General features: G+C 63.2%; 12 protein-coding genes. 8 read left to right on the top strand and 4 right to left on the bottom strand.

Translation table 11 applies throughout. From position 1 onward, the window contains the following. Nucleotides 1-102 precede the first annotated feature (102 nt). The 3 genes from AB5K84_RS13270 to AB5K84_RS13260 all read left to right on the top strand — a co-directional run bounded on the left by AB5K84_RS13270 (nt 103) and on the right by AB5K84_RS13260 (nt 2,890). Nucleotides 103-714, top strand: a complete 612-nt coding sequence (locus AB5K84_RS13270) for a TetR/AcrR family transcriptional regulator (protein ID WP_441232481.1) — start codon at nt 103-105, stop codon at nt 712-714. 133 nt (nt 715-847) lie between these two features. After that, nucleotides 848-2,368, top strand: coding sequence for a tetratricopeptide repeat protein (locus AB5K84_RS13265; protein ID WP_441232480.1), 1,521 nt, complete (start codon nt 848-850; stop codon nt 2,366-2,368). A 255-nt stretch (nt 2,369-2,623) separates the two neighbouring features. Beyond that, complete coding sequence (locus AB5K84_RS13260) at nt 2,624-2,890, top strand: hypothetical protein (protein ID WP_129557363.1); 267 nt, start codon at nt 2,624-2,626, stop codon at nt 2,888-2,890. A gap of 194 nt (nt 2,891-3,084) precedes the next feature. On the opposite strand, the gene AB5K84_RS13255 is transcribed toward AB5K84_RS13260, so the two are convergent. Then, nucleotides 3,085-4,128 (bottom strand): medium chain dehydrogenase/reductase family protein, encoded by a 1,044-nt coding sequence (locus AB5K84_RS13255; RefSeq protein ID WP_441232479.1) that lies wholly within the window; start codon nt 4,126-4,128, stop codon nt 3,085-3,087. A 167-nt stretch (nt 4,129-4,295) separates the two neighbouring features. Between AB5K84_RS13255 and AB5K84_RS13250 the strand changes: the two genes are divergently transcribed. Both AB5K84_RS13250 and AB5K84_RS13245 read left to right on the top strand, forming a co-directional pair. Continuing rightward, nucleotides 4,296-4,607 (top strand): hypothetical protein, encoded by a 312-nt coding sequence (locus tag AB5K84_RS13250; protein WP_231166563.1) that lies wholly within the window; start codon nt 4,296-4,298, stop codon nt 4,605-4,607. Nucleotides 4,608-4,734: 127 nt separating this feature from the next. Then, complete coding sequence (locus AB5K84_RS13245; protein WP_011089282.1) at nt 4,735-5,271, top strand: MAPEG family protein; 537 nt, start codon at nt 4,735-4,737, stop codon at nt 5,269-5,271. Nucleotides 5,272-5,274: 3 nt separating this feature from the next. On the opposite strand, the gene AB5K84_RS13240 is transcribed toward AB5K84_RS13245, so the two are convergent. After that, entirely contained in the window at nt 5,275-7,278 is a 2,004-nt protein-coding gene (locus tag AB5K84_RS13240; protein WP_441232478.1) for a BTAD domain-containing putative transcriptional regulator, read from the bottom strand. A gap of 341 nt (nt 7,279-7,619) precedes the next feature. Between AB5K84_RS13240 and AB5K84_RS13235 the strand changes: the two genes are divergently transcribed. From AB5K84_RS13235 to AB5K84_RS13225, 3 genes are all read left to right on the top strand, one after another. After that, complete coding sequence (locus AB5K84_RS13235; protein WP_441232477.1) at nt 7,620-8,063, top strand: hypothetical protein; 444 nt, start codon at nt 7,620-7,622, stop codon at nt 8,061-8,063. 117 nt (nt 8,064-8,180) lie between these two features. Further along, a complete protein-coding gene (locus AB5K84_RS13230) occupies nt 8,181-8,540 on the top strand; it encodes a hypothetical protein (protein ID WP_441232476.1) in 360 nt (119 codons plus the stop codon). Between the two features lie 26 nt (nt 8,541-8,566). Continuing rightward, nucleotides 8,567-8,746, top strand: coding sequence for a hypothetical protein (locus tag AB5K84_RS13225; RefSeq protein WP_133415029.1), 180 nt, complete (start codon nt 8,567-8,569; stop codon nt 8,744-8,746). A gap of 155 nt (nt 8,747-8,901) precedes the next feature. On the opposite strand, the gene AB5K84_RS13220 is transcribed toward AB5K84_RS13225, so the two are convergent. Further along, on the bottom strand, nt 8,902-11,487 hold the full coding sequence (locus AB5K84_RS13220; protein ID WP_441232475.1) for an EAL domain-containing protein: 2,586 nt from the start codon (nt 11,485-11,487) through the stop codon (nt 8,902-8,904). Nucleotides 11,488-11,627: 140 nt separating this feature from the next. Then, nucleotides 11,628-12,926, bottom strand: coding sequence for an MFS transporter (locus AB5K84_RS13215; RefSeq protein ID WP_441232474.1), 1,299 nt, complete (start codon nt 12,924-12,926; stop codon nt 11,628-11,630). Nucleotides 12,927-13,000 lie beyond the last annotated feature (74 nt).

Here is a 13,000-nt window from a genome sequence, read left to right as displayed (position 1 = left end):
GAATACGCCGATCGCAGCCCCACTGCCCGGCGTAACCATCCCCTGAAATTATCAACTCGATACATTGTTGTATCGAATTGCATTCTGCCCTAACCTGGTCCGATGTCAAGGGTGAGAACCAGGCCGACCAGGGACGACACGCGCGACAGACTGTTCGAGGCGGCCGCGCGGGTGTTCGAGGAAGACGGCATCGGCGGCGCCAGCATCGAGGCGATCGCGGCCGCGGCCGGCTTCACCCGCGGCGCGTTCTATTCCAACTTCAACAGCAAGGACGAATTGATCATCGCCATGCTCGAGGACCATGTGGAGCAGTCGATCCGGCGCAATATGGACATCCTCGCGCAGCACGACAATCTCGACGATTTCATCGCGGCGCTGCGAACGATGGACCGCAGCCGGCAGGATCCGCTCGGCCGCTCGCCGCTCTTGCACATGGAGATGATCCTCTACGTCGCGCGCGCCGAGAAGCGCCGGCCGGAGCTTGCCAAACGCCTGCGCGCGCGGCGCAAGCTGATCGCCGACATCGTCGAGGCGACGTTGAAGAGCAACGGCAAGAACAACGCGCTCAACCCGCCGTGGATGGCCTCCGTCGTGCTGGCGCTGGAAGACGGCTTTCGCCTGCACCGGCTGATCGATCCGGAGACGACGCCGGCCGACAGTTTTCTGCGCGCGATTACGGATTTGCGGCGGAGGACGGGGTTGGCGGCGGAGTGACAGCGGCTGGGGCGATTGTCCAAGCGACAACTTGAGAGAGGCTTGAACTTGTCAGCAACCTTGACCAACCCAAAGCCGCGAAAATCTGCTAGTTTTTGGAATCCGGACGTTTGGCTCCTGCGCGGAGGCAACGATGACGAACTCGGAAGTCTCCACCGATCTACCGGACAAACCGACATCCGATAACGAGCAACCGGACAAAGCGACATCCGATAAGGAGCAATTGGGGAAACCACCATCCGATCGCGATCTTCGCAATCTAAAGAGTCGCCTCCGGGCGCGATTGCAGTTGATCGGCGGAGCGCTCGCCTCGATCGCCGCTATCGGCGCGATCGCGGGTGGTCTCGTCGGCTACTGGACTGTGTGGAAGACGCTCCGCACCGATGTGTTTCCGGACAAGCAACAGACGCAAAGAGAGGCTACGGCCAGGCCTGACGTTGCTCCCCGGTTGTCTCTCGTCGTCCTGCCATTTGCAAACCTCAACAACGATCCGGAGCAGGACTACTTCGCCGATAGTATTACGACCGATCTGACAACCGATCTCGCGCAAATGCCCGGCGCTTTCGTCATCGGACGGGGAACGGCCTTTACATTCAAGAACAAGCAGATCGACTTTAAGACGCTCGGCAAGGAGCTCGGCATCCGATGGGCGGTACAGGGCGCCGTGCGGCGCAACGGAGATCAGATCCGGGTCAACGTGTCGCTTACGGATGCCGCAAGCGGTCGCGACATCTGGTCCGATCGCTTCGACGGCGATCGCACGAACCTCGCCGCCTTGCAGGACCAGATCACGGGACGGCTCGCACGCTCGCTAAACATTGAACTCATGCAAGCCGAAAGCCGCCGCAGCGAAAAGGACCAATCCAGAAATCCAGACGCCATGGACTTCACGATGCGCGGCTGGGCAAAGTTCTATGAGCCCCGGTCGAAGACGGAAATCGCGCAGGCAAAGGACCTGTTCGACCGTGCGTTGCATCTCGATCCGGATAACGTCGATGCAATGATCGCGAAAGCATGGTGCTTAGCCATTGCTGCGGGCTTCAGGTGGTCGACCTCCATGGCCGAAGATAAAGAAATAGCGACTGATCTCATCGACAGGGCGCTTGCGAAAAGCTCGTCAAACGCGTTGGCCTACGTGGTAAAGGGGGACACTCTTCGAGTATTTGGGCGCCCTGAGGAGGCGTTGCCTGAATACGACGCTGCGCTTGAAATCAATCCAAATTTCCCGATCGCCTACGCTCAGAAAGGACTTGCACTCATCCTCTCCGGGCGGGCCCGCGAAGCGTTCTCGCCGCTTCAGCTGGCACTCCGCCTCAGCCCGAAAGATCCGATTGCCGTCTCTTGGTATTACAACCTTTGCCATGCACACCTGCACCTTCAGGAATATGAAGAAGCCACCAAGGACTGCAGGCGAGTGATCAACATAAACAACGCATTCTGGTACGCCTATGTAGATCTGGTCTCGGCTTACGGAGCCAGCGGGCAATTGGAGCCGGCGCGGCAGAGCTTGACTGAATTGAACAAGATCCGACCAGATTTCACGATCCAGTGGTTCCGTGAGTTTGGCTACGGATACTCAAGCAACCCGCAGTTTCGTCGGGAATTTGATGAAATTCTCGATGGGCTAAGGAAGGGAGGCGTGCGGGAGCAATAACGTGAAGGCTATTCGCTTGCCGACATTGGCGACCTTCCATCTCGAATGTCACCTATTGGCCCGTTTGAGACAAGCTGACCAGTGCTGATCATGTCAGTTCACCAGGCTTGATCGGAAGTCCTCGGTGTCCTCTCGAACCGACGCGACTGGACCCGAAGCGGACATTCTTCTTCGATCGGTCGTTCGCTCGCATTGCAATACGGAACTGAAGGGTGGCCCAGCCTGTTTGTTACATTCAGCCAAGCGGAGGTCGCCGTGAGGATTATTCTGATAACGACGATTTGCTGGGCCGTGTCGTGCGGATTTGCGACAGCGCAAGCCGATCCGAAGAAAGACTTGAACACGCCGACTGGGCGCTCGGCGCCGGAAGAAAAAGGTCAATTGCAGCCGCAAGGTTGGACCGGACCGATTGAAACAAAGTCGGGTGGTGCGCAGCCGGAAAGTCCGCAAGGTCAAAGCCCACCGGGGATGCAGGCAGCGCCGGACGGATCAACAAAGACAGTCGTTGAGCCCCGGAAGTGAGCCACTCCCTGGTCGGCGAGCGATCCGGCTTCGCTCAGGGCGAGCCGGACCGTAAGGGCTACTTTTGGCCCGTTCCTGCCGATCATCATGCTCACAGCCGGCTCGGCGTCTTGGGTTCGAATGGAAGTTGTTGGCGGTCATTCCGAGCGGCGGTCCTGACCGTAGCGGAAACGCCCGGGCAGCGTCGCACGGCGTCAGGCGGAGCGCTGGCTGCGTCGCGAGGAGAGATCCGGGCACAGCACGAGCTTGCCCTCGAGACCGCCAGCCTCGAGGCGACGGTGAGCTTCGGCGACCTCGTCGAAGGAGATCCGCTCGGCGATGCGCGGCCGGATGGCCCCTTCTGCCAGAAGCTCGAACAATTCCTCCAGGTCCTCCTTGAACCAGGTGGGATGTCGCGCCCGCATGGCATTTACCGAGTAAAAGCGGGCTCGCTTGCCGCCGGGCAATAATCTCCACAGATAGAGGCGCGCGATCTCCATCAAGATAGGGAGCATCCGACGCCGTGCCTGCACGCTCGCCGAGAAGCCGATGGCGCAGAGCAGGCCGCCTGGCTTGAGCGCCGCGTATGAGCGGCGATAGCCGTCTTCGCCGACCCCGTCGACGATGACATCGAACCCGCCCGGCAGAACCCGCGTGAAGTCCTCATGCTGGTAGTCGATCGGCGTTGCCCCGAGCTCCCGGACGAGCGCCATATGCTCGCCGCGCACCGTGCCCCACAGCTCGAGGCCCGCCAGTCTCCCGAGCACGAGCAGCGCCTGGCCGACCGCGCCGGCGGCGCCGTGCACGAGCACACGTTGGCCTCGCTGGACCTTGGCCGCGCGGTGCAGAAGCTGGTACGCGGTCGTCCAGCTCAAGATCAGCGCGGCCGCTTCAGCGGCGTCCACGCCAACCGGCACGCGGGCCAAGTCGTCCGCCCGAAGCGTGCGATACTCGGCGTTTGACCCGACCACCGTCATGTCGGCCACACGGTCGCCAATCTGAAAGTCGTGCACGCCTTCGCCGAGCTGATCGATTGCCCCCACCACGTCGTATCCCATGACGAATGGCGGCCGGAGGCGCATCGTTTGCGGGTACAGATGCCGCCTGATCAATACCTCGGTGTAGCTGAGGCTCGACGCGAGTACGCGAACGCGCACCTCGCCCCGGCCGGCGGTCGGCAGGCGGGTATCGACAACTTCCAGTGTCTCGGGATCACCGAAGCGGCTGACCTGAACAACTCGATTGCGCTGCTCGATCATGGGCGATCTCCATGCAATGCCGCGGCGCAAGAGCGGGCAGCCTGCCGTCAGGCTGGAGAAATTGAGTTGATCCAGATCAAGCGCGAGAGCCGCGCTGTTTGGAATTCTCCTCGGACCAAATGACCAGCCGGGTCGTTTGGCGCCATCATTTTTCATTGGAGGGGAAAATGCCTGCAGTTGTCATGCAGTTCGTTTCGCATCCAAGGCCCGGTAGCGATCTCGCGACTATCTTACAGCTTGCAAAGGACGGCGCGACACTTTGGAAAAAACACGGGGCCGATGTCAGCTATTGGTCGGTGATCGGTGGCGAGGTCGGGAACTACGCCTTCGTCGCTCGCTTCGATAGCGTAGAAGCTTATGGGCGCACCTTGGCGGCACTAGGTGCCGATCCAGCTTTCGCAGAATTCCAGGCTAAGCGGCTAAAGGCTGGGCAATCCGATTGGGTACGCTCCAACATGGCCATCCAGGTTGATATCTGACGGAACGCCTTCTCTCCCGAGTGCGAGACCGCCTTCGGGCGGTCTCTTGCTGCCCGGCCGATGTCGCCCTGCCCCGCGCACGCCACGGCGGTGGCGTTCGCGAGCGCGCCGGGCTATACGCGGACGGGTGACGTCCTTTGCCTGGTGGCGCGGCGCGGTCGCGCATCTCACGTGGAAACGTCACAAGGGGGCCAAATTGGACCGAATGAGTCTTCACGATCCCCTTTTCGCCACGTATGTCGTTGCCGCCACCCTGATGATCTTGAAGGCCGTGGCGATGTCATGGCTGACCGTGATCCGTATGGTGCAAGCCAAGGGGGGCTACCGTTCGCCGGAGGATATCAAGAAGACCCCGATGAATCCTGCGCCAGATCCAGCGCAGCTTCTTCCCAACGAACGTGTCGAGCGGATCCGCCGGATCCAGATGAACGATCTCGAGAGCTTGCCGTATTTCCTGGTCGCGGGTCTGCTCTATATCCTCACGCAGCCGTCGCTCCGGCTCGCGCAGTGGCTGCTCTACGGCTACGTTGCCTCACGCCTGCTGCATTTTCTGGCCTATCTCACGGGCCAAATCCACGAAGTTCGCGCGACACTGTGGACGGTCGGTTCGCTCATCCTCGTCTTCATGACCGGTCGCACGCTTCTCGTTGCACTCGGCGCTTGACGCTCAATCGGCCACACCGGCAACCTGCTGGGCCGAAAGGTAGCGTTCGAGAGCATCGTTTTGCTTGAAAAAGCGCATGGCGCGCAGATCGCGGATCGTTGTTTTTTGTGTTGCATCGCGACGCCGCGTGATCTCGCGGGCTTCTTCCAGGCGGCCGACGGCGACCAGATTGGCCGCCAACATACGATGGCCGGTGCCATTGCCCGGATTGTGCTGAACCGACTTGCGTGCCCAGGCGATGCCATCCTCGTGGCGCCCGAGCGCAAAGCAAGACGCCGTCAATCCTGTCATCCACAAATGCAGCATGCTGTCGTAGGGACTGAGGACGAGAGAACGATGAAGGCATGTGACTGCGTTCTCGTAATCGCCTGCCATGCTATCGATCATTCCGAGCGTACCCCACGCGAAAGCCGAACTGGGATTGAGCCTCACGGCCTCGACGGCATGAATACGCCCCTGATCGTTGTCGCCGGCCGGCCCAAACAGTGTGAAGCCATACACCGCATGGGCAAAGGCGTCCGTACCGTCCTGCTCGACCGCGCGACGCGCGAGACTGAGCGCCTCGGTCGTGGCGTCCGGCGACGTGTGTGCGCCAAGCGGCGAAGCCATGACGAGTCCCCAGGCGAGCGCCGCGAGCGTCGGCGAGCGCGCCTCATCAAGGCTGAGAGACTGTCGAAGCAGGTCGATCGCCTTGGTGATATCCTCACGGGTGCCGCCCCAGAGGTGGTGAAGGGCACGCAAGTAGAGATCGTAAGCAGAAAGATTGGTTGGCGGCTTGCGACGCGCGCGTTCGATTTCGGCGCTGCGAACGGCGGGATCGACGACCGCAGCGACGCTGCTGCTGACGTCATCCTGCAGATCGAAGATGTCGGTCAGCGGGCGGTCATAGCGATCGGACCAGACCTGAGCCTCGCTGCCGCTATGGGTCAGCTCGGCCGACACGCGAATGCGGTTGCCGGCCTTGCGAATTTGGCCGCTCAAGACGTATTGGACACCGAGTTGTTGCGCAATCTGCTGGCTGGTCATTCCCTTGTCCCGGAGGGCAAAGCTCGTCCCGCGTGCAATCACCACAAGGGCGCGAAAGCGCGACAAGGCCGTGATGATGTCCGCAGTGACGCCGTCGGCGAAATAGTCCTGCTCGGGGTCACCGCTCATGTTGCTGAACGGCAGAACCACCAAGGACGGCCTCTCGCCGTGCATGACGAGCGCCGGCGGGGGTGAGGCCTCCGGCGCGACCTCACCGGCAGCCGGCGCGGCGTTCTGCGGGTGATTGCTGCGCAGTTCCGCGGCCAGCGACCTGGTTGCCAGATCGGGCTCGGTGCTCAGCTCGCGCTTCAGCAAGGCAACGACGTCCCGATAGTATTTGAGCGCCTCGGCGTTACGTCCCGTTGCGGACAAAGCGCGCATGATCAAGCGATGCGAATCTTCGCGCAGGTTATTGAGTGCATTGGCGCGCTGGCCGGTTCGCAGGGCTTGCTCCGCACGCCCCTCGGACAGCTCATGCCCGCCGAGCGTCACCATAGCGCCCAGAGCCAGCTCCGATAACCGCTCGCGTTCGCCGGCTACCCATTCGCTCCAGCTTTCTTCGCCGACGCTGATGTCATCAGCCAGGCGCCCACGATAGAGGTCCGCCGCCGCACTCAATGCATCACGGCTGCCGTCCTGGACAAGCTCCTCAAACTGGCTCACATCGCATGCGATCACCATGGCATTCAGCGACACGAGTTCGCCATCGCTCCTCAGCGCATCCTGACCCAGGATTTGACGTAGCTTGAAGAGCGCTTGTCGCAGATTTTGCTTCGCTTGCGCATCGAGGTGAGATCCCCACAGCAAGGTCGACAGTTTTTCGCGTGACTGCGGGTCAGGAGCCATGCAGGCCAGAAAGGCCAGCAACCCCGCGAGCTTCTTGTTCGGCAGGCTGACGGCGCCATCCGGCCCTGTCAGTACGAAACGTCCCAGAAGCGAGAGACTAAAGATTGGGCACGCCGCAGATGTAGTTGTGGCCACTCCGCCTCCGATTCAATCAGACGCACCCATTTGGTATACACTCTACAGCAATTGCCACCCTTGCGAACATTATTAACGCGCCGATGACGATTGAATAACGCCGGCGAAGACCCCTGCAGGTTTTGATCGCATTGCGACGGGATGCCGAATGGTGAACCGACGCTCGGCAATTTCATCCGGAAAGCGGTCATGCGCGCGCGTCACCTCCTAGCGGCGGTCGCAGTTCTTTTCGTGGTCCTTGCGGGGATCGACGTCGCGCTGACGGCCCTTGCCGCTCCGAGTGCCGGGGCGGCTTCGGACTCGGCACCTCCGGTCGCACCGCTCCTTTTCGGAGACGACTGATGGACTCCGGCTTCACAACGGCCATCAAACAGGAGATCGCATTGACCCATCTGAACGATCAAGTTCACGACTGCGGTGAAGCCGCAAAGCCCAGAGGTCGTCGCGCGTCATTTCCTGAGGCCGCGAATGCGCCCCGGGCAAAGTCCCAAGTGCAAATGTCCGACACCATTCCCCCCGCAAAGGATTTTGATCTGCGCGGTTTGGCGCCCCTCACGCTGTTCGTCACCTGGTACCAGCGCGCCCGCTTCAGGGCGGAGCTGCTTGCCGACCTCAGGCACAAGCCCGAATACCTCAGAGACATCGGGATTTGCCCGCACGAGGCGACGTCCGAAACCACCCGATTCTTCTGGGAGCCGGTCCTGCTCAGGCGCAGCCCAGCCGGATGCGACCAGCAATCGGCGTCATTCTCTTTGTTGCCCTCGCCGGAATCGGCGTCGCGCTGAGGGCCTTTGCCGCTGCGAGAGCCAGAGCCGCCTCGGCGGCGGATTTCGATGCAGGTTTCAATCGTTTCAGGCGGGCCCGGCGCACGCGCCCACCCGCGCAGCATCAGGAGACTAGCCATGAAGACCGACGTACCCGCGCTACCGCGGAGCTCCCTGGCATCAACGATCATTGCTGCACTTCACGAATCTCGCCGCCGAGAGGCAATCAACGTCATTCATCGCTACCGGCATCTCGGTTTCGATCGGGTCGAAACCAACCTTTGCGACCCGACGCCATCGCCGGATACGAAAACGCTCGCTCGTCAGATGCTGAGCAAGCGAAGGGGCAAGAACGCGGGACGATTGAGCGAAACACAGCTGATGGTCCTCGTTCTTCTAGGATTCGGCGTCGTTCACGTGATTGGCGGCGTCCTCATCGCGCGCGCGGCACCCGCGCAAAGTGATCCTCCCTTGGTCGTCGCAGCCTGGGCCGACTGACGGTGCCGGCGGCGGAAGCTGCTTCATTGAGTGTGAAAGATCGAGAGGCCGACGTGACAGCAATCATAAACGCGATTTCCCGGACGGTCGTCTCGGTCACCCGCGCCGACGTGGCGAAACACGCCCTGCTGCTGGCCGGAGCGTGCGCTTTCGTGTTCGTGCTCTCGCTCACTGATGGCCTGGATTTGAGCCCCGGATTGTTTTGATCACCGCGGTGGCGTAAACCACGATCGCCGCCCGGCGCTGTGCGCCGACGCCGGCGGCCCGTCTCCGGCGGATGTCGATTGGTGCCACGCGAACGATGCACCGCACATTTGGACATCGCACGCCTTCGCGGGCCGATTAGTGAGGAGTCCACGCTCTACGCCGAGCGCTTCACCACCTCGCGATCTGCCGGCGCAACATCGAGCCGCCCCAGCATCGCCCTCGCCTGCTCGGCGCAGTGCTCGATCAGCCAGCGCTCGAACGCGACCGGGGGAAGCGCGGGCGCGTAGAGGAAGCCTTGCACGACGTCGCAACCGAGATCGGCCAGCAATTTGCGCTGCGCCTCGGTCTCGACGCCCTCGGCGACGACGGTCATGCCGAGACCCTGCCCCACGCGCACCACGGCGGTGGCGATCGCGAGCGCGCCGGCGTCCGTCTCGATGTCGCGCATGAAACTGCGGTCGATCTTGAGCTCGCGGATCGGCAGGTGCGCGAGACGGCTGAGGCTCGAATAGCCGGTGCCGAAATCGTCCACCGAGAGCCCGACGCCGAGCTCGCGGATCGCGTTCATCGTCTCGAGCGCGGCGACGCTGTCCTGCATGAACGCGCCCTCGGTGATCTCCAGCATCAGCGCGTCCGGCGGCAGCCCGTATTCGGCGAGAATGTCGGCCAGCCGCGCCGCCAGCGTGACGTTGCGGAAATTGATCGGCGACAGGTTCACCGACACGCAGGGAATGCTGAGCCCGGCGCGGCGCCAGCTCGCCATCTGCCGGCATGCCTCGCGCACCGACCACAGGCCGATCTGCTCGATCAGGCCGCATTCCTCGGCGAGCGGGATGAACTTTGCCGGCGAGACGTCGCCGAGTTCGGCATCGTGCCAGCGCGCCAGCGCCTCGAGGCCGTGGATCGCGCCGTCGCAGCTGCGGATCTGCGGCTGGTAGCTGAGCGTGAGCTCGCCCTCCGCAATGGCGCGCCGCAGCGCGGCGATCAGCGCCAGCCGCTGCTCGGTCAACCCGTTCATCTCGGCGCTGAACAGCCGATGGGTCGAACGTCCCGCCTGCTTGGCCATGTACATGGCGGCGTCCGCCTGCTGCATCAAGGTGTCGATGTCGGTCGCATGATCGGGATAGAGGCTGATGCCGATGCTGGCCGACATCTGCATCTGCCGGGAGCCGAGCCGCAACGGCGCAGCCAGCGCCTCGGTGATCCCGGTCGCGACACGCTCCGCACCCTCGGCGTCGCGATGGGGCAGCAGCACGACGAATTCATCGCCGCCGAGCCGGCCCAGGATGTCTTCCGGCCCGATCTGCTCGCGCAGGCGCTGCGCGAGCTGGATCAGGAGCTCGTCGCCGGCGGCGTGGCCGAGCGTATCGTTGACGTCCTTGAAATGGTCGACGTCGAGGAAGGCCAGCGCGACGTGGCTGCCGGTCGGACAGGCGTCGATCGCGGCCGAGATCAGGTGCCGCAGCTGCGCGCGGTTGGGCAGGCCGGTGAGGATGTCGTGATAGGCGAGCCGCGCGATCTCCGCGCGTGCCTCCTTGCGCTCGATCGCAAACGCACCGAGGTTGACGCAGGCATCGACGATGCGCCGGTGCCAGTTGCTCGGCGCGCGCGGTTCCCGATAGTAGAAGGCGAAGGTGGCGATGACCCGGCCGTCCTTGGCCTTGACCGGGGTCGACCAGCAGGCGCGCAGGCCAATCCCGAGCGGCATCGCCTTGTAGGGCTGCCAGCGCGGATCGGTGTCGAGATCTTCAGCCAGAACCGGCTCGCCATAGTAGGCAGCCGTTCCGCAGGAGCCGACATTGGGGCCGATCGCAACGCCGTCCAATGCGCGACAATAGTCCTCGGGCAAGCTGGGACCGCCGAGCGGGTGGATCAGGCCCGCGGCATCGACGTGAAGCAGCGAGCAGACGACGTCGGGCGCAATCTCCTCGACGCGGCGACACAGCCGGTCGGCGATCTCGGCGATCGGGACCTCGTCGGCCAGCGCACTCATGATGAGCTGCTGGAGCGAGCGGAGCTGCTTGGTCTCGGTGATGTCCTCGAGCAGCGCGAAGATGTGCTTGACCCGGCCCTTCTTGTCGCGGAAGGCATCGATCCGGGCGCAGACCCAGATCTCCTCACCGTCCTTGTCGTAGGCGAGCACCTCGGCCTCGCCGCGGCGGTCGCCATGCATCAGACGCTTGACGAGTTTGGCGACGGCCTTGCGATCGGTGTGGCGGCCGGCGATGAGCTCGCCCGCGCGGCGACCTTCGGCCTCCTCGCTGGTATAGCCGAACAGCGAAGTGAACGCCGAATTGACGTAGACAATGTTCTGCTCGGTGTCGGTGATGATCACCACGCGGTTGGTCTGGTCGGAGACGGCGTGGAGAAGCGCGATCCGCGCACGGCGCTCGGCCTCCGCGGTGACGTCGCGTGCGAACACGATGCGATGGACCGCGCCATCGATGGTCGCGGAGGACAGCGTGATGGCTACCTTGATGCGGCTGCCGTCGCGCCGCATGAGGCTGATCTCGTCGCGGAAATCCGTGACCGCGTCGGCCTGGAGGCATTTGAGCGTGAGAACGGCGGCATCGCGACCGAGCACCTCGGTGCGCGAAAGCTTCCAGATCCGCTCCGCGGCGGTGTTGAAGTGGATGATGCGCTGCGTGTCATCCACGATGACGACGCCATCGTCGGCACGTTCGAGCGCAGCCAGCAGCAGTTGCGGAGTTTCTGTCACGAGACAATCGGAGGCAGACATCGTTGGACCCGGCGGAAATCGGTCGAGGCTAGCGCTTCGATGGTGTCCAAGACGTTTTTGCGGTCCCGCCGCGCCCCGCCAAGGCGCGACATGCTTAACGGTCCGCCAAAGAGACGAAGGCAATCCGATGTGTGCGGAACCTACTGTGCGCGTCCGCCCTGGAGCTTATGCAGCCGTCCGGCCACGGCCCGCACCTTGCCCGGCGATGCCCGCCATACCGACAGCGCCGACAAGCCGCTCACGACCATGGCGATCGCGAAGGCGAGCGTGTAATCGCCCGTGCGATCATGGAGAAAACCCGTGAGCCAGGGACCGGCCGCGCCGCCGGCCAGGGCCGCCAGCATGATCGTACCGAAGATGCTGCCCTGGTGTTTGCCCTGGAAGATCTCGAACACCACCGCGCCCATGATCGAGGTGAGGCCGTAGCCGAGCGCGCCTTGCGCGAACACCATGAGATAGACGAGCCAGAGCGAAGGCTGGAACTTCAGCGCCATCAGTGCCGCGAAACAGATCGCAAAGCCTGCGCAGCTGATGGCCCAGACCCATTCCCGTCCAATGCGATCGGAAACATGGCCCAGCACGATCTGGCCGGGAATGCCGAGCAGGCTGACGATGCCGAGCGCCCACACCGCGACACCGGGGCTGAAGCCGATATCGAGCAGGAACTTGGTCTGGTGCACCTGCACCGCGTACCAGATGTACAGGCCGGAGAAATAGCCGACCGCGATCCACCAGAACCGCGCCGTCCCGACCGCGCGTTTGAGCGTCCACTCGGTGCCGACCCAGACGGGATCGACGATGTTGGAGACCGGCTTTGCAGCGCCTGCGACCGGCGCGGCGTCGCCATCCGGCCGACGGCCGATATCCTCGGGGCGTTTGTGCAGGAACAGATTGATCGGCGCCAGCACTATCAGGATGAGCAGGCCCATCGCGGTGCAGGCCGTGCGCCAGCCGGTCTCTTCGATCATGTGCTGCACCCATGGCAGCAGCGTCACCGAGCCGATGCCGACGCCGGCAAAGGCGATGCCGATGGCGAAACCGCGCTTGCGGATGAACCAGTTCGGAAGGAACAGCGACTGGCCGGAATAGCCGAGACAGACGCTGCCGGCGCCGACCATGACGCCGATGGTCACGTAGAGATGCCAGGGCTCGCTGGTGAGCGGAGCGAGCAGCAGCCCGCCGCCCATCAGCGCGACGCCGAGCTCCATCACCGCGCGGGGACCGGCGCGGTCCATCAGGCGACCGATCAGCGGGCTGACCACGCCCGACACCACGAAGCCGAACGAGAAGGCGCCGGCGGTGACGCCGCGCTCCCAGCCGAATTCGGAGATGATCGGCGGAAAGAACAGCGAGAACGCGGTGCGCGCGTTGACGCCGATGGCCATGGTGACAAACGTCACCGCGACCACGACCCAGCCGTAGAAGAACGGAAGCCGCATGTTGTGTTTATTTCATCCCTAGACGATCCTACCGACCATCCGGCGATGCCTGGGTCAAGCGCTTTTCGCGGATA

The organism is Bradyrhizobium sp. 1200_D9_N1_1 (genome assembly GCF_052075915.1).
Taxonomy (GTDB): Bacteria; Pseudomonadota; Alphaproteobacteria; order Rhizobiales; family Xanthobacteraceae; genus Bradyrhizobium; species Bradyrhizobium diazoefficiens.
This window is presented reverse-complemented; position numbering and strand designations above follow the sequence as displayed.